37 protein-coding genes are annotated in these 14,622 nt (G+C 25.6%); 2 read left to right on the top strand and 35 right to left on the bottom strand.

The window, feature by feature from the left end; all coding sequences use genetic code 11:
• Positions 1–23 precede the first annotated feature (23 nt).
• Positions 24–374 (top strand): hypothetical protein, encoded by a 351-nt coding sequence (locus tag T324_RS0102905; protein WP_028328885.1) that lies wholly within the window; start codon positions 24–26, stop codon positions 372–374.
• A gap of 137 nt (positions 375–511) precedes the next feature.
• Entirely contained in the window at positions 512–1,162 is a 651-nt protein-coding gene (locus T324_RS0102900) for an HK97 gp10 family phage protein (protein WP_028328884.1), read from the top strand.
• Here the strand turns inward: T324_RS0102900 and T324_RS0102895 are convergent.
• The 35 genes from T324_RS0102895 to T324_RS0102720 form a co-directional block, all read right to left on the bottom strand.
• Positions 1,159–1,374 (bottom strand): hypothetical protein, encoded by a 216-nt coding sequence (locus tag T324_RS0102895; protein ID WP_028328883.1) that lies wholly within the window; start codon positions 1,372–1,374, stop codon positions 1,159–1,161. The genes T324_RS0102900 and T324_RS0102895 overlap by 4 nt on opposite strands.
• Positions 1,375–1,394: 20 nt before the next feature.
• Positions 1,395–1,589: a hypothetical protein gene (locus T324_RS0102890; RefSeq protein ID WP_028328882.1), complete on the bottom strand. Its 195-nt coding sequence runs from the start codon at positions 1,587–1,589 to the stop codon at positions 1,395–1,397.
• Between the two features lie 18 nt (positions 1,590–1,607).
• Positions 1,608–2,234 (bottom strand): hypothetical protein, encoded by a 627-nt coding sequence (locus tag T324_RS17650; RefSeq protein ID WP_028328881.1) that lies wholly within the window; start codon positions 2,232–2,234, stop codon positions 1,608–1,610.
• Positions 2,235–2,252: 18 nt separating this feature from the next.
• Entirely contained in the window at positions 2,253–2,639 is a 387-nt protein-coding gene (locus tag T324_RS0102880; protein ID WP_028328880.1) for a hypothetical protein, read from the bottom strand.
• Positions 2,640–2,685: 46 nt separating this feature from the next.
• On the bottom strand, positions 2,686–2,859 hold the full coding sequence (locus T324_RS17990; protein ID WP_156920136.1) for a hypothetical protein: 174 nt from the start codon (positions 2,857–2,859) through the stop codon (positions 2,686–2,688).
• An 11-nt stretch (positions 2,860–2,870) separates the two neighbouring features.
• Positions 2,871–3,110, bottom strand: a complete 240-nt coding sequence (locus T324_RS0102870) for a helix-turn-helix domain-containing protein (protein ID WP_028328879.1) — start codon at positions 3,108–3,110, stop codon at positions 2,871–2,873.
• A 34-nt stretch (positions 3,111–3,144) separates the two neighbouring features.
• Positions 3,145–3,381, bottom strand: a complete 237-nt coding sequence (locus T324_RS0102865) for a hypothetical protein (protein ID WP_028328878.1) — start codon at positions 3,379–3,381, stop codon at positions 3,145–3,147.
• A gap of 3 nt (positions 3,382–3,384) precedes the next feature.
• Complete coding sequence (locus T324_RS0102860) at positions 3,385–3,723, bottom strand: hypothetical protein (RefSeq protein WP_028328877.1); 339 nt, start codon at positions 3,721–3,723, stop codon at positions 3,385–3,387.
• Between the two features lie 10 nt (positions 3,724–3,733).
• Positions 3,734–4,078, bottom strand: a complete 345-nt coding sequence (locus T324_RS0102855) for a hypothetical protein (RefSeq protein ID WP_028328876.1) — start codon at positions 4,076–4,078, stop codon at positions 3,734–3,736.
• A 3-nt stretch (positions 4,079–4,081) separates the two neighbouring features.
• Positions 4,082–4,402, bottom strand: coding sequence for a hypothetical protein (locus tag T324_RS0102850; protein WP_028328875.1), 321 nt, complete (start codon positions 4,400–4,402; stop codon positions 4,082–4,084).
• 3 nt (positions 4,403–4,405) lie between these two features.
• Positions 4,406–4,714 (bottom strand): hypothetical protein, encoded by a 309-nt coding sequence (locus T324_RS0102845; RefSeq protein WP_028328874.1) that lies wholly within the window; start codon positions 4,712–4,714, stop codon positions 4,406–4,408.
• 3 nt (positions 4,715–4,717) lie between these two features.
• Positions 4,718–5,125 carry a hypothetical protein gene (locus tag T324_RS0102840; RefSeq protein ID WP_028328873.1) on the bottom strand — a complete coding sequence of 136 codons (408 nt, stop codon included), beginning with the start codon at positions 5,123–5,125 and terminating at the stop codon, positions 4,718–4,720.
• A 13-nt stretch (positions 5,126–5,138) separates the two neighbouring features.
• Positions 5,139–5,642, bottom strand: a complete 504-nt coding sequence (locus T324_RS0102835; RefSeq protein ID WP_028328872.1) for a hypothetical protein — start codon at positions 5,640–5,642, stop codon at positions 5,139–5,141.
• Entirely contained in the window at positions 5,635–6,405 is a 771-nt protein-coding gene (locus T324_RS0102830; RefSeq protein WP_028328871.1) for a hypothetical protein, read from the bottom strand. The genes T324_RS0102835 and T324_RS0102830 overlap by 8 nt, the downstream gene beginning before the upstream one ends.
• Complete coding sequence (locus T324_RS16590) at positions 6,405–6,770, bottom strand: HNH endonuclease (protein ID WP_051436778.1); 366 nt, start codon at positions 6,768–6,770, stop codon at positions 6,405–6,407. Before T324_RS16590 ends, T324_RS0102830 begins: the two co-directional genes overlap by 1 nt.
• A 1-nt stretch (position 6,771) precedes the next feature.
• Positions 6,772–7,212: a hypothetical protein gene (locus T324_RS0102820; protein ID WP_028328870.1), complete on the bottom strand. Its 441-nt coding sequence runs from the start codon at positions 7,210–7,212 to the stop codon at positions 6,772–6,774.
• Positions 7,213–7,322: 110 nt separating this feature from the next.
• On the bottom strand, positions 7,323–7,544 hold the full coding sequence (locus T324_RS0102810) for a hypothetical protein (RefSeq protein WP_028328869.1): 222 nt from the start codon (positions 7,542–7,544) through the stop codon (positions 7,323–7,325).
• A 2-nt stretch (positions 7,545–7,546) separates the two neighbouring features.
• Positions 7,547–7,813 (bottom strand): hypothetical protein, encoded by a 267-nt coding sequence (locus T324_RS0102805; RefSeq protein WP_028328868.1) that lies wholly within the window; start codon positions 7,811–7,813, stop codon positions 7,547–7,549.
• Positions 7,810–7,995: a hypothetical protein gene (locus tag T324_RS0102800; RefSeq protein WP_028328867.1), complete on the bottom strand. Its 186-nt coding sequence runs from the start codon at positions 7,993–7,995 to the stop codon at positions 7,810–7,812. The genes T324_RS0102805 and T324_RS0102800 overlap by 4 nt, the downstream gene beginning before the upstream one ends.
• Positions 7,995–8,522, bottom strand: a complete 528-nt coding sequence (locus tag T324_RS0102795) for a VRR-NUC domain-containing protein (RefSeq protein ID WP_028328866.1) — start codon at positions 8,520–8,522, stop codon at positions 7,995–7,997. The genes T324_RS0102800 and T324_RS0102795 overlap by 1 nt, the downstream gene beginning before the upstream one ends.
• Positions 8,522–8,686, bottom strand: coding sequence for a hypothetical protein (locus tag T324_RS17985; RefSeq protein WP_156920135.1), 165 nt, complete (start codon positions 8,684–8,686; stop codon positions 8,522–8,524). Before T324_RS17985 ends, T324_RS0102795 begins: the two co-directional genes overlap by 1 nt.
• Before the next feature lie 19 nt (positions 8,687–8,705).
• Entirely contained in the window at positions 8,706–9,224 is a 519-nt protein-coding gene (locus T324_RS0102785) for a hypothetical protein (protein ID WP_028328865.1), read from the bottom strand.
• Positions 9,225–9,226: 2 nt separating this feature from the next.
• Positions 9,227–9,721 carry a nucleotide modification associated domain-containing protein gene (locus tag T324_RS0102780; RefSeq protein WP_245580611.1) on the bottom strand — a complete coding sequence of 165 codons (495 nt, stop codon included), beginning with the start codon at positions 9,719–9,721 and terminating at the stop codon, positions 9,227–9,229.
• Positions 9,722–9,738: 17 nt separating this feature from the next.
• Positions 9,739–10,173 carry a DUF4406 domain-containing protein gene (locus T324_RS16585; RefSeq protein ID WP_084548595.1) on the bottom strand — a complete coding sequence of 145 codons (435 nt, stop codon included), beginning with the start codon at positions 10,171–10,173 and terminating at the stop codon, positions 9,739–9,741.
• On the bottom strand, positions 10,173–10,382 hold the full coding sequence (locus T324_RS0102770; protein ID WP_028328863.1) for a hypothetical protein: 210 nt from the start codon (positions 10,380–10,382) through the stop codon (positions 10,173–10,175). Before T324_RS0102770 ends, T324_RS16585 begins: the two co-directional genes overlap by 1 nt.
• A gap of 20 nt (positions 10,383–10,402) precedes the next feature.
• Entirely contained in the window at positions 10,403–10,696 is a 294-nt protein-coding gene (locus tag T324_RS0102765) for a FaeA/PapI family transcriptional regulator (protein WP_028328862.1), read from the bottom strand.
• Positions 10,693–11,403 carry a hypothetical protein gene (locus tag T324_RS0102760; protein WP_028328861.1) on the bottom strand — a complete coding sequence of 237 codons (711 nt, stop codon included), beginning with the start codon at positions 11,401–11,403 and terminating at the stop codon, positions 10,693–10,695. The genes T324_RS0102765 and T324_RS0102760 overlap by 4 nt, the downstream gene beginning before the upstream one ends.
• 3 nt (positions 11,404–11,406) lie before the next feature.
• Complete coding sequence (locus tag T324_RS17645; protein ID WP_028328860.1) at positions 11,407–12,321, bottom strand: hypothetical protein; 915 nt, start codon at positions 12,319–12,321, stop codon at positions 11,407–11,409.
• A gap of 2 nt (positions 12,322–12,323) precedes the next feature.
• Positions 12,324–12,776, bottom strand: a complete 453-nt coding sequence (locus tag T324_RS0102750) for a hypothetical protein (RefSeq protein WP_028328859.1) — start codon at positions 12,774–12,776, stop codon at positions 12,324–12,326.
• 31 nt (positions 12,777–12,807) lie between these two features.
• A complete protein-coding gene (locus T324_RS0102745) occupies positions 12,808–13,017 on the bottom strand; it encodes a hypothetical protein (RefSeq protein WP_028328858.1) in 210 nt (69 codons plus the stop codon).
• Between the two features lie 12 nt (positions 13,018–13,029).
• Positions 13,030–13,164, bottom strand: a complete 135-nt coding sequence (locus T324_RS18720; RefSeq protein WP_281171793.1) for a hypothetical protein — start codon at positions 13,162–13,164, stop codon at positions 13,030–13,032.
• Positions 13,142–13,783, bottom strand: coding sequence for a hypothetical protein (locus T324_RS0102735; RefSeq protein WP_028328857.1), 642 nt, complete (start codon positions 13,781–13,783; stop codon positions 13,142–13,144). The genes T324_RS18720 and T324_RS0102735 overlap by 23 nt, the downstream gene beginning before the upstream one ends.
• A 19-nt stretch (positions 13,784–13,802) precedes the next feature.
• On the bottom strand, positions 13,803–14,021 hold the full coding sequence (locus T324_RS0102730; RefSeq protein WP_028328856.1) for a hypothetical protein: 219 nt from the start codon (positions 14,019–14,021) through the stop codon (positions 13,803–13,805).
• 19 nt (positions 14,022–14,040) lie between these two features.
• Positions 14,041–14,322 (bottom strand): hypothetical protein, encoded by a 282-nt coding sequence (locus tag T324_RS0102725; RefSeq protein ID WP_028328855.1) that lies wholly within the window; start codon positions 14,320–14,322, stop codon positions 14,041–14,043.
• Positions 14,323–14,333: 11 nt separating this feature from the next.
• On the bottom strand, positions 14,334–14,612 hold the full coding sequence (locus tag T324_RS0102720) for a hypothetical protein (protein WP_028328854.1): 279 nt from the start codon (positions 14,610–14,612) through the stop codon (positions 14,334–14,336).
• Positions 14,613–14,622 lie beyond the last annotated feature (10 nt).

The following is a 14,622-nucleotide window of genomic DNA, read 5'->3' as shown; positions in this document are numbered from 1 at the left end:
TATAATAACAATAGGAGTATATAATGAAAACTTTATTAAAACCTTTACTATTCATACTTATAAATATTACAGAATTATTCAAATGGATTTCTATGAAAAAGGACGGAGATAAAAACACACTTTTTAAGAGATTTGTATTAAAACTTGTGTCTATAACAGATAAATTATATAATTTTGTAGAAGGAGAACCTGCTATAAGAAGTGTAGTAGATGCTTATTTAGACGAAGAAAACAACAAATGGTATATATATCAAGGCGATCCGGACAAACTTGAAGATGAAGAATATATGAAAGAATATAAAAAATACGCAAGAGAACACTATAAAGGCTATGATACGGACGAAGAAGTAGAAGAAGCTATGACAAAGATGTAATAAGTAATTGTTTCTTATTTTTTATTTTTTAGTTTTTAGTTTTTAGGCGGTGATTATTAAAAGTAATTGCCGCCGTTTTTATTGATTCACTTTCTATTTTATAACTTGATATTATTCTTTTAATAATGGATAATATTATGGCTGAAACAATAACATTCAAAGAACTTACGGAAAAATTAAAAAAGTTAGAAAAATTTGCAGATAAAAAAACTGCAAAAATACTTAATCAGGCAGCTTTTAATATACAAAGAGAAGCAAGAGAAGAAACTAAAAAAGAGTTTACCATAAGAAAAAATTATCCTTTAAGTGTTATACAGGTAAAAAAAGCAACTAAAAAAGATAAAAAAAGCATAGTAGGAAGCACAGCAGAATATCAAGAGTATCATGAGTCCGGCAAGCCATTAAGCCGCAATATTTGGGGACAGTCATTAACTATAAACCCAATCGCAACACTAATCGGAAGAGAAAACAGTTATAAAAAGGTTATACCAAATAGATACAGATTTAATAAAATGGGAAATATTAGACAAATAGGCGAAAGAATAAAAGAATGTAAATTAAAGAAAAGAGATAAAAGATTCTTTATGTTAAAACCCAAAGGAAAAGAAGCTGCTATATATGAAAGAGTAGGTACAAAAAGAGGAGATATAAAGCCGATTAGAATATTAAGCCGAAAGAAAAAAGTAAGAAAAAGACCAATATTCAAAAAATCGGCTAAAAAGATACTTAAAAGTAATATTATATTTAAAAATATATCTTATGAGATGAAAAAAACTTTAAAGATTTAGTCTTTTTTATTTATAAGATAATAAGGACATATCACTGCCTCATCAATATTTAATAAAGTTTTATGATTACATTCTCCGCTTGAAAAATATTTACAAGTTTTATAATCAGCAGTACAGTCAATATTTTTATTATTGGACTGTACTGCATTAATAATATCTGCTCCGGATACTACCAAAGTTTTTTTAGTATTTCTTTTTATTTTATTATCCATTATTTATTCCTAAATAAATTTTAATTATATTTTGAATGTTCTTTTAATGTAATAACATGTCTTTTTTCTATAGGTATTTTTTTAGTAATAAAATTTCTAGTCGGAGTAATACCTGTACCAAATAATCTAAGCAAATCAAAAGTATTATAATATTTATCAGGATCTATTTTATGAATATTGCTTAATATAATGTCTTTTATATTATCTCTTTTCATATATTCTCCTTATAGTTATTATAATAAATGCTCAAAATTATCTTTTTCTCTCTTCTGAAGTTTGACAAATTTCACTTCATTAAACACTTCTTTTTCTTTAATGAATACAAACCAAGCAACATCAAACCAGGGCTTATTTAAATATTTAATGTTTTCAAAAGATGTAAACTCAACTCTTTTATCAAATATTAAAGTTTTTATACTAAAGCCAAGATTATTTAATTGATTAAAAAACTTATGCCTTTTTACTCCATGTAAAGCCATAGTAGGAAGAAGAAAGGCAAAACCGTTTATAATATTTTTCTCTATAAGATAAACACTTTTTTCAATAAAAGCATCTTTAAGAGAATAAGGCGGATTAGTAACAACAAATACATTTGTTTTCACAGGCATATTAAGAATATAGTTGCTTTCTTTGATAGATGAGCTATAAACATTAAAATTATATTCTCTTAATACTTTAGCAATATTAGAATTATTATTTGTATCGCAAGGCTCTAAAATATTATTAATATTGTATTTTTTTAATAATTCAGCGATAGGGTACACTGCTTCAGGAGGCGTAAAATATTCATCGTTTTTAGCTATAGAAGCAGAAGTTTTTAGCTTTCTTATAGAACTATTTTTTTTATTATTATTTTCCATTGACTACCCCAAAAATATTTATTTTTTTCTTACACTGCTATTAATTCTATCAGGATATAAGTTTCTTCTATTTACTTCTTTTTTATCTATAGCATTTATATTAGCATCAAAGTTTTTACTAATATTATCTGATTTTTTTAACTGACGTTCTATAGATTTAATATCAGTATTTATAGTATCTATAAGAAGTTTTAAGATTTTCTTTTGATTTTCTTCTAAAAAATCAACTCTATTTTCTAAAAAGTCTATTCTTTTGCTAAGACATTTAATAATATTATTATTTAGTTCTGTACTATTAAGATTATTTAAATCAATCTTATTTCCATCTGCATCTTCAATAATACTATGATTTATCAATGAAGGGCTTAGCATAAGATTTATAGGTTTTGAATACAAATAGTCCATAAAAATATAACCTCCTTATTTTATAAATTAAAACTTAATTCACTTTTTATTTACTTATTTGAAACATCACTGCCGCAAAGCATTTATTACATAGCTCTGCCTCACAAATCTGAACTTCGCCAACAGTTCCTAAAGCCTCTTTTTTCTGAAATACTCTTAGTATATAAGTATTTTCAGATTCAATTTCCTTATTACAAGACACGCATACAGTTTTATCCATTTTCAAATCTCCTATTTTTTTATATATCCTTTTTCTTTTAAATCATCAATAACTCTTATTAATGTTTCTGTGCTAATATTTAGCAGTTCTTCCGTATATTCATTTTTTGGAAGAGGAGCAAATAAAGATAAAAAACATAAGAATCTAAACTCTAAATCAGTTAAATTTTTATCCATAATGTATTCTGTTTTAAAAGAAAAATATTCTCCAATGTTTTCAAGTCTTTTTTGAATATCTAATCTTCTTTTCATTCCATCTACACCTTTACTGCTGTAAATATTTAATTCAATATTTTTTTCTTTGTTCTTTTCTAAAAACTGATAATTGATTTAATTTGTTTACATCATTGCGTAAATTATTTCTATTAAAATATTTTATAATTTTTTCTTCTTCATTATTTTCTTTCAATATTAAAATAATATACATTCTTATATAGTTATAGGAATATGCCTCTATATCTTCTATCATATATTTGACACCATTAAGAAACATATATTTTTGTTTATCAAAATTTATACTCATAATCTAACACCCATACTTATGAAATCTTTTTATATAATTTTTGACAAACTGTAATATCTTATCAATTTTAGTGTATTGAGTAGTATTTATATAAGCAATAAAATCCAGCTTCTTATTTACCTTTAATTTTATTTCTGTATATTCTAATTCGTTTTGTAATGATAAAATATTTCTATATTCAAAACTAAAACTGACAATATGCTTTTCATAGTCTTTATTGACTTCTTTTAATTCAGGCACATTTTTTGTTAAAATATTAGATATATCATCAATAATATTTTTTAAGTATTTTTGCTTTAAAAGCTCAAAATCTTTTTTAAAAAGTTCGCTATCTCTTAACATTTATTTCTCCTTATTCATTTCTAGGAATTAGCCAAATCTTAATAAACATAAAAAAAGCAGATAGAGTATTTGAAACTATAAGAAAACTTAAATATAAAATTATTAAAAATATCATATTGAATATCACTAAGCACATAGATATAAAACTCAAGATTATACCTCTTTTTAAATAAGCTGTTATTTTATTTAATTCATTAAGATATTTTTTATCATAACTTTCATGTAATAAATGAAGTATTCTGCTAGGGTATAATATAAGCATAATGATAATATTAAAAATAACAGCAGCCGCTAAAAATATCATTACATCAGTAGTATTATAATCATAAAAAACAAAAGATTTTATAAACTCCATTTTTCACTCCTCATATTCTACTTTTTTAAATTCTTTTCTCATTATATTTTGGATTTTATTTTTATTTCTCTTAAAAAAACTTATTGTATTTATATAATTATCAACGTTATCTACTGTATCTTTAGGCATATCTACATCATAATCATAAATCATACTTTTATCTTCATCTTTACTATCAATGTCAAAAGACATAGAATTATCCTTAAAGTATGTTATACAAAAAAAATCGTTTATCCATATTGTTACCAAAAGAGTACTAATACTTATACTAATATTATTTTTATCTAATTCTTTAATTTTATTTTTAATAATATCCTCGTTCATTTTTCACTCCTTATATTTTTCTAAAATACTTTTACAAACAGGGCATACAAAAAAACAGTCATATCCAAATGGATTTTGAAGCTGTATATAACTTACGGGAAAGACTTTATCACATCTTTTACAATATAATTTTATTTTTTGATTTTTTATTATTTCAGAAGGTAGTTCATGTTTTTCTTTAATAAAGTCCTGATATTCTTTTGTTTGTTCTCTACGATAAATACCTGCCCCTGTATTATTATATAAGTCCCAAGCCTTTCTTTTACCTATAGAATCAATTTTAATTAAAAAATAATCTTTATTTTCTTTCATTTTTCACTCCAAGATATTTTTTAATTTTGTTCTTAATGTTCTTTTTGATTTATGTAATTTTCTTATTATCTTTACAGCTTCACTATCTAAAAATTGTATAATTTCTTCCAAAGGATATGCTTTATAATCTCTATATATAATATCATAGGCATAACGAGTGATTAATAAATCTTTTTTAGAGTATATTGAAATGCTTATAATATTAAAGTTATGATAATGTATCTTATAAATTAAATTATCTTTAATTATATAAATATTACATTGATTTTCGTATGACTTTCCTTTATATTCTTTTATTTTGAATATCTTTATTTTTATTTTGCATCTTGATAGATCAAAATCTTTTAAGATTTCAAGAATCAAATTCTTTATTTTAGCTGTAAGTTCTTTCTTTAAATCTTCTACTTTCATTATATTAATTCCTTTAACCTTTATAAGGCTTGTATTCTTCGCCTGTCTGTAGACAGTATTCTTTTATTAATTCCTCAAGATTTCCAACTTCAAAACCTGTAAATCTTGAAAGATTAATTAATATTTTCTTTAAATAATCCTGAAACTTTTTATGGCTCATATTATTAAATGCGATAGAGAGCTTTGTATATTTCATTTCTCTGCCGTTTTTATCTTTAACAGAATATATTTTATCTTCATAGTATATTTCAGAGAGGGTATATTCTATTTGTTTATGCATCATGTCGTTATCCTTAATGTTATCCCATTCTTCAGTAAGAAAGTAACGTATAGCAGGCATAAGCATACCGAAGTACCAATTCTGCTGTCTGTTGCTTCTAGCTTTATCTTTACTGATGATTTGAATAACATACCCAAAAGGATTGGCTAATGTTTTAATAAACTCTTTCAGTTTTAAGAAACCCTCTTTACTTATTTCAAACTGCTGAACCTCTGATTGTTTTTTAGTATCAGTCATTATTCACTTCCTTAATACTATCTTTTACAGCCTGTATTATTTCAGATTTATTATTTTTAATAAAATCCAATACATATTTAACCTTATCAATATTATTAAAATCTAAAGCATTACTTGGATGAATATTATGAATATCTATATTCTCCATATTAATTTCAGAATAAAAGAATATAATCCTAAATAATCCGTCAAAACTTATAGTGTAAATACCATACCCATAATTTTTTTCAGAATAAAAAGCTATATTACTATCAAGTTTTTCTAATTTATTTTTCAAAAGCTCTAAATCAAGTTCTTTCTGAATAATATTTTCACTATACATATTCAAATCCAATATTAAGCCTTTGTAATCCTTAACAGTAAAATTACTATAATCTACAATATACCCTTCAGGTGCTTCTGCTTTAAAGTTCCAGCCGTTTTCATAATCAGCTTCTAATTTTATTAATTTCTTAAAATGTTTTTTCAAAAGTTCAGACACTAAATCAGGAGGAATATAATCTAATTCTTCATAAAGAGAATCTAAATTAGCTTCTAGTATTAAATAGCAGTCATCTTTTCTTTTATCAATATAAATAGTTTCTTTACGGCATACATTAATTTCATCGCATACAGCACCTTCAAAGATTAAATAATCTTCATCGCTTCCGAATATTATTGCTATATTATTTTCTTTAGCTGTATCTAATATATCTCTATCAAACTCAATATTTTCCATTTGTTCTATTTTTTCTTTTATTTGTTTAATGATTTCTTTTTTCATTATTTTCTCCTTTCAAAATAGAACACTACATCTTTATTAATATCTTCTTCTTTTATTCTTTCATATTTCAAAGCAAGCCTGTAAGCAGAATTGCAGTTCAATCTTTTAATAGTATTTGCTACAGATTTTCTAAAGCCTTCTACATCTCTTCTCTGCTTATAATGATTACAGCTCCAGCAGCATATTAAAAGATTATATTTATCATTAGTACCGCCGATAGACAAAGGTACTTTATGATCTATAGTAGCTTTTTTATAATCTAATTCGCATCCGCAGTAACCGCATCTTCCTTTCATTTCTTCAAATAATTCTTTTTTATGTTTTAAATAGCTGTTATCTCTTTTATTAAATCTATTATGTTTCATTTTATCCCTCCAATGGTAATTTAGGATTTTCATAAACCATTACTATATTAAATACTTCGCCGATTTTAGCCTGATAATATTCTTTTTTATTTCCGTACTGTCCGTAAATACTTCTAATAGTACAAAAAGGAATATTTTTATTTCCTAAGAAAACAAGCTGAATATATTTTCCTTTCTTCAATTCATAATAAGAGCCGTCATTAGCTTTTGTATCATATTCCAGCAAATCTTTATTCGTATTCTCATCAATATTTATATCCTCAACAGCAATTAATTTAGCTTGAGTTTGTCCCCAAAGTTTAGGGTAATTTTTACTGAACTTTATTTCATTTTTATTCATAGCAAAACGGCACTCCTTACAATAAAATTTGTTCCTATACATAGCAGTATTATTTTTATTCAAAATCTTTCCGCATTTCTTACAGCATAAATATATTGACATATTCAAATTTCCTTATACATACACTTCAATATAATTTTCTTTTACTATTGCTAGCAGTTCTTTTTTCTTATCCGCATTTGATAGAATAATTAGTATATCAGCAAGTTCTTTCATAGTATAAAAATCAGCAGGGCATCTGCTAAATTAAAAATTATATTTATAGGGTATATAGTTATTCTCAAAAAATGATCTATACAAATAAAACAGAAATCTTTATCTTTATAATTCAATATAAGTTCTTTATTATTTAATTTTATGTCAATGTCTTTTCCTAAAAACTCACTTATAGCTCTTTTAGTCTTTTCTGTTTTTCCTATAGTTTTTAATTCCATAATTAAAGCTCCTTATCTCTAAGTTCTTTTATTTTATTAAAAAGCTGATTAATATTACTGTAATAGAACTCAAAATCTTTATCATCAAATAATCTTATCTGCTCTCTAAATAATTCTATGAAATACAGTTTTTTGCCTATATAAAACTCAACATCGAAATTATTATATTCTGCCTTATATCCATATTCTAATAATTTAATTTTTATCTTTTGAAGCATTAATAAACGTGTTCTTTTATAATGATTAAAAAATCTTCTTACTTTTCTCATTTGCTTTTCCTTTTATTCTTCTTTACTCTTTTATACTTATTGCTATTTATATATTTTTGACCAAAAGTACGTACATCGTAGCTTTTATCATTCTTATAGAAACCGTTTACATATTTATTAAAATTATTGCTATACCCAATGAAGTTAAATATATTTACTAACGTTCTGCCTGTATTTTTCATTATGCTGTTCTCCTTATAAATCTTCTAATATTAGGAAGCCTGAAATAATTAATTTTTCTTGTGTGCTTCTTAACATTTTTGATACCATACAAAATAGGCTTATCTTCTAAATATCTTTCTATTTTATAAACAGCATCATAATATCCATGAGCAACACTCACAGCATAACCCTGCTTTGCTTTATTTCTAAGCCATTCTTTTTGTACATCAGATAATCTGCCTTTCGCTGTTTTTAATTCAAGAAGAAGTATTTCATGTTTTTTAGTCTTGGCATAAATAATTAAATCGCTATGTCCTTCATTTATACCTTGACTTTTCATAAACTTAGCAAGTCCGCTGCTAGCCTTAATTCCGCTCATAGAAGGGTGATAGTCAATATTTTGTTCATTAAGATACTCTATAATCATATTCTGTATTTGACTTTCTCTAAAAGGATCTTTATCTCTTTTCTCAACTTCAATTAATTGTCTTATTCGCTTATATTTTTTTATTCTATCTGCCTCATCAATTTTACTAAAAACTATCATTATTTAACTTCTCCCTGTATTTCATATCTTGTATTAAAAATATGATTAGTATTTTCTATATCTGAAGCACATTCATCACATACAGAAACTAATGTTATTGAACTTTCTATCTGATAAGCAGTTTCTTTTATAGCTTTATTTTTATTACAAACTTCACATTTCATATTCAAGCCTCCTACAAAATTACAAAAATCCCAATCTCTCTTTATTATCAAAATAATACATAATGAAGCTATCTACTTGATTTAATACTGCGATTTTTCTAGGTTTTTCTAATGTTTCTTTTTTAGACCAATCTGCATTATCTAAAGTTTTACATTCCAACTTTATCTCATAGGAATTATTTTCAAATCTTACCCATACAACAGTATCAAAAGAACCATTTATCCTAATACAAAATCTATCAGAATTATAACTATCAATTTTAAATTGAGATTTATATGAGGAATATTCTCTGATTAATTTATTAGCATCAAAAGATTCTTCAGGATAAAAGAGATTATTTATTTTTTCATTTAATTCATTAAAACTATCAAGTAAACCTTGATAGCGTAATTCTGTCTCTAATTCTGCTATTATTTCATCAGCATCCATAGAATCAAAATCTTCATCACTAAATAATGCTTTAAATTTTTCATTATCCAAGTCATTAAGTTTATCAGCCAATAAAGCAATTAAATCTATTTTTAAATTTTTAGTCATTGTTATCTCCTTTTATAGTTATTCTCTAAATATATAGAAAACAATACGCTGTAGCCTGCTATATCCAAAATAGTTTCTTCCAGCTTTTCTTCTGCCTGTATCTGCTCTTCATCTTTATCTTTCAAATTAGCAATTCTATTAATCTTATCAGCAATCCTCACCAAGCCTGTATTAATTCCAAACTCATCAAGCGTTTTATCAAAACTATTTCCATAATCAGCATTTTTCTTTATAAGCAGTTTTTCCAATTCCTCATATTTATTTTTTATATCTTCGTATCCAAGACATTTATATTGTTTTAATACAGCAGTATTGACAGAAGAATGTATTAAGCTATATAGATGATTTTTTACTTTGTAATTTCCGTTTAATACCTTATGTTTTAATTTATTAAAATGAAGAAACATATTATTAATACTGTCTTTAATATCTGTATCATACTGTCCCTTACATTTCAAAGAATCTATTTTTTTAGTTATAAGTTCTTCTTTATTCATATTTAAATCTCCTTATATCAAACATCATACTGCATTTCGCCGAACTCTTTAAAATCATCAATTTTCATATTTTCAAAGAAGTTTTTATTTATTTTTGTAGTAGAATAATTATTAATCATTTGACTTTCTAAAAATGAGCTTAAAGAAATAATAGGTATTCCTAAATATACACATATTATTTTCTCTAATATAGCACCTTTTGAGTTATAGCTTTCATTTTCTATGTCTATAAGGCAATCGCAGTCTACAAGTATTTTTATGTCATTCTTTAGATAATCTTCCCATCTTCCTGTTTTATTAAGATTATCATATTCAAAAGGAACTATAATTTCGCATTCTATATTTCTGCTTTTCATAAAATCAAGAACTTTATCTCTTGCCTCATAAAACTCTTGTTTATAATTTTCTCTATTTGTAATAGCACCGCTTAAATATATTTTTATTTTTTTCATTATTCAGCCTCCATTGATATTAAACTTTTTATGTCTTTGCCTCTCCAAGAACCGTAAAAATCTTTGAAAGCATCACAGTCTAAATCTTCAAGTTTTATATCAGCTGCTTGCATATATTGACTGTCTGCTCTTATTTCAACATCTCTATCTTTTTCATTTACTTCTTTCTTTTCTAAAATAGATATGCCGTATTCATTTAGATTATTCATTGAACCCCCCCAATTATTTTTTAAAATAATCTACCTTGTTTTATTGGATTAATTTTTACAGCATGACACTTGAACCCCGACACACTGCATAATATCATCTCTTCTTCTTCTACAAGCTCTTTATCCTCATTAATTAAAGTCCATACTCTGCCGCATACTGCATTAATAGAAAATCCTAAAGCATTAGCTATTTCATTTCTTGTAACAGGACGATTAACTTCTTTAACGTATTTCAATATTTTTTCTTTTTGAGTTCTTGTAATGCCTTTACTGTCTATTTTTTTCTTAGCTATTTTAGAAGTATTTTTAATCATAAAGCACCTCTTTGACTTTCTTCTATTAATTGTTTTGCTAAACAATAACCTCTAAGTTTTTCATCAGCTTTTCTTTCTAACTTCAATTTTTTTAAATCAGCTATTTTTTCTGTATAATTTGAAATATAATCAGAAGTTATTTTTTGTATTTCTATAATTTTTTGAGCATCAGATAAAGCATCATTTGATTTTATTTTTTCTATATCAGGCTTTATTTCATTATCATAGAGAGGATCTTCTTCTAAAAATATGCTTGGAGAATAAAAATTATATGAATGTCCAACATAGGCATATCTCTCACCTGCAAAAACTGATAAATCTGAAATAAAATCATCAATATAATATAATCTGTCTAATTTTTTATTATCATACTGCTTTTGACAAACTTCTACGCAAAGTTCTATAGCTTTAATAGTAGACTTTCTAAACTCTGCCTCATTTGATAATTTTTCTTTTATACTAAGATAAAAACTTTCATTCATAGACATATTTATATATTTTTCTATAGATATGTTTTTATATGAGCAAAAATTATCGAGCAGACATAAAAATCTAAAAAGATATACAGCATCAATATTTTCAATACCATATTCATTTTTAAAATTAATCATCTCTTTTAAATAAAAATATCTATGAGATAATTTTTTCTTTTCTCTTTCTTCTTCACTCAAAGAAGATACTTCTGTTTTATTAACCTGTTTTGCCATATATTATCCTTTATAATATTCAAGTTCTATAATCTGTTCTGTATATTCAGTGTCTTTTAAAGACAAATTAGAACCTTCTATTAAATATATATTCAAGCATTTTATAAAATTAATCTGTCTGTATGAAATAGGCTGCTTAAAAGCCTCATCTAAAGCAAAAAGCAAAGCACTTCCTGAATTAGATACTCTGTTTTCAAAATTGTTTTTAAGTCTGTCTATTTCTATAGGTTTTAAATAATTTTTTAATTCAGTTCCGGTATTCGCAAGCAGTATTGACAAAAAATGAACAGTATATTTAGCAAATATATCGAAGCTGCTAATCCCTTTGTAACGGGTTACACCATCTTTAATTTCCAAATAAACTTCAGATTTTTTTTCGCCGTTTAAAAAATCTGTATTATTATATTGGGTTATATTAGTATTATTATTAGTGCTTATATCTGCAATATTTGGGCTGCTTCCTAAATCCATTTGTGGATTTCCTAAATTGGATTTGTTACCATCACCATTTGGATTATTGTTATTGCCATTTGGATTTATGTTATTATCATCATCTATTTTTTTATTTTCAGTATTGGAATTGTTATTATCAATAGGTGCTTTTATAGTTTTTAATTCCTCAGGCTCTTCAACAAAAGCATACCATAAAGTTCTGTCATATTTATTAACATTATAATTTCCCTTTAATAATACTTTTTTCTCTACAAGTTTATTAATAGCATTTCTTATTTTTTCATAAGAAAGATAAGGAAACAACTCCTGAAAAGATTTAATAGTATTATATGACCAATATTTACCGTCATGGTAATTTTTGCCTTCTGCTTTATTTTTCATAATCCAAAAAAGCAAATTTTTATAAACAATAGCTTCTACTACGCCGTATTTTTCTGCTATTTTTATATCAAAAGAATGTTCCATAATCAGCAAACCTCTACTTTAATACCTGTTTTATCCGAGAAATTTTGTACTGCCTCTTTTAATTCTCCTTTCAGATGTTTATCTTCTTCAGTTTCATTTTCTTCGTTATCAAATAGAGTAGGTTCATCATTTAGAATATGATATTTGCTTGAAAACTTTTTATCTTTTATGATTTTTACTTTCTTTACATGTTTTATTTCATTATCTTTTTCTATACAATCCGAAATAACTATCCAATAATCCATAGGCACATTCTGATATTTTACTCTTGCTATTGTTTCTTTAGCTGCTGCCTCATATTCTCCTGTCTTTACCCAAAGAGTTGTATCATCAGACATACCAGGCATTATAAAAGCTATTTTTAACTCTATAGCCTTCTTTATATCAGGATTTTCTGAATTGCCTCTCCATTGAAAAGCAATTTCTTCTTCTTGATTTTTTAATATTTTCTCCATTGTACTATCCCCCCTAATAATTAATTTTTTATTAACCCTCTCTTAAATATTTCAATTCTTCTATATTGATGCCTCTTTGTCTTGCCTCATAAATATCTTTCAAAACTTTTATAATCACTTTATCTTTTGTAAGCCCGCATCCTAAAATATGCTTTATTCTTATGTCAGGAATATTATGAGGTTCACAGCCTTGAAATAAAAAATCTATCTCTTTTTCTATCTTTGTTAATCTTTCAAGCATAATAATATTCCTTTAATCATCATCAAATGGCGTTTTTATATTAAGCCAATCATCACAATCAATATTATTTTTATCTTCTAAATAATCATCTTCAGAAAAAGAAATCTCAAACTGATCTTTTTCATTAGAAAGGTACTTCATCATCATCTTCTTCTTCCACTAAATAACCATCAGGATAGCCTCTTATAGGCTGTGATAATTCATCAGGATTTACTTCAGGTCTTAAAGTTATTTTTCTTGCCAAATAATCAGGATAATATCCTATGTTATTTTCCCTTATGATAGGTTCTTCATTTCTAGGAAGTTGTAATATTTTTGTTATAGTAATATAGTTCTTATCTTTTCCTACATTCTCAAATAGCAAAATACAATCAAGCCCCTGTAAACTTTCTATTTTAAAAGGCACTTCTTCTATTTTTCCTGTTTCTTCATTTTTCTTTTCTGTCATCAATATGATATTACCTTTAGAATCAACTTTTTCTCCAAATCTTTTACCTCTACATTCTTCAAGCATTTTTCTTAAAATAGAATTAGGACTTGCCGATGATGTAAACTCTTTTGGAAATATCATATTTTTACCTATATATTTTTCTTCCCCTCTAGTTACTTTTTGATTAATTTCAAAAATCAAAAATACTCTTCTTGTCCATTTTTCTATACCGTTATAAACTGCTTTATCATATCTTCCGTCTACAACTGATAAACATTTTGCTTTTACATATCCTGTTTGAGGCTGTTCATAAGATGCCTTGCTCATTACTTGCATATTGTTCTCCTTTTCATTTTTAATATAAAGTTTGTACTTTCTTTAGTTTTATTTGACTTCCTGACTCTTCTAATTTCTTTTCGCATTCTCTATGTAAAGCATAAGCCCCAACCGTGCCGTCTACAGTTAGATTCAATACTCTGCAACTGCCTTCTACATTATCCCCGCATACAGGACATACTAAATATTTACGATGTTTGAAAAAATTTTTTATTTTTTCTTTAATAGCTTTTATCATTGGATACCCCCAATAAAAATTATTTAATATTTTCTTCCATTACTTTGGCAATTTTTGACTCTCTTGTATATTCATATATTGTTTTATAGAGTTTTCTTTCAGGTTCATTCAAACAATCTATAAATGACATACTGTCAAGTGTTCCAATTTTTTCATAGATATTGGCTTTATCATTTACTTTTAATCCCTGTTCTTTCCATATCTGAACCATTTCCGAAGTATTTGCCTCAAGTCCTTCATCAAGCTCCATTTCTGCCATCATTATTGACCATTCTATTGCTTTTCTATGTTCCATAGCCATTTAACACCTCCTTAATATTGAATTATTAAATATTTACCTCTTTTAGATATTTTGATAATTGGAAAAATACTGTTTCCTTTACGCACCATAACATTTGAAGCTCCGTTAGCTAATTTCTTTTTTAAATCAGCTGCTTTAATGTTTCGCACCTTATGATTACAATTCTCAAAAATATCAAAATACAAATCACCCCAGCTTTTTACTAATTCAATATTATTACAGTCCTTAATTTTTATTATTAAATCATCATCATATTGTTTTATCTGCTCTTTAATCTCTTCTGTTTTCATTTTGTTTTTT

The organism is Brachyspira alvinipulli ATCC 51933 (genome assembly GCF_000518245.1).
GTDB classification, from domain to species: Bacteria; Spirochaetota; Brachyspiria; order Brachyspirales; family Brachyspiraceae; genus Brachyspira; species Brachyspira alvinipulli.
The sequence above is the reverse complement of the archived record's forward strand: the minus strand, read 5'-3'. Positions and strand labels throughout refer to the sequence as shown.